Raw genomic sequence first — 539 nt, forward strand, 5'->3', positions numbered from 1 at the left:
GAGGAGGCGATACATCATGTGTTGCCCATTAAGCGAGAAGAGCGAATATACCCGAGAGCCGTGAAGCCTAAGGCAAAGAAATACCCCAATAAAAAGAAAGCCAGTCAGCTTAACTGACTGGCATTACGCCGAAGCGTCCTTTTTCTAGCATTGTGCTAACAAAGCTTAAAATTAAGCGATGATAGTAGCAACAACACCCGCACCTACAGTACGGCCACCTTCACGGATAGCAAAACGCAGACCTTCGTCCATCGCGATTGGCGCGATCAGAGTAACAGTCATAGAAATGTTATCACCAGGCATTACCATCTCAACGCCTTCTGGCAGTTCGATAGTACCGGTCACGTCAGTAGTACGGAAGTAGAACTGTGGACGGTAGCCTTTGAAGAACGGAGTATGACGGCCGCCTTCATCTTTCGACAGAACGTAGATTTCTGAAGTGAAAGTAGTGTGTGGAGTGATTGAACCAGGCTTAGCCAGTACTTGACCACGCTCAACTTCGTCACGCTTAGTACCACGCAGCAGAACACCAACGTTCT

The 539-nt window shown here is 48.1% G+C and carries 1 protein-coding gene; it reads right to left on the reverse strand.

Annotated elements, in window-relative coordinates; genetic code table 11:
* Window positions 1-171 precede the first annotated feature (171 nt).
* Window positions 172-539 (reverse strand): EF-Tu C-terminal domain-related protein (locus tag KU854_RS24695; protein WP_472848988.1); only part of this gene is annotated, 368 nt, incomplete at its 5' end.

Origin of the sequence: Enterovibrio paralichthyis, assembly GCF_019209835.1 — a bacterium.
In the GTDB taxonomy this organism is placed as follows: domain Bacteria; phylum Pseudomonadota; class Gammaproteobacteria; order Enterobacterales; family Vibrionaceae; genus Enterovibrio; species Enterovibrio paralichthyis.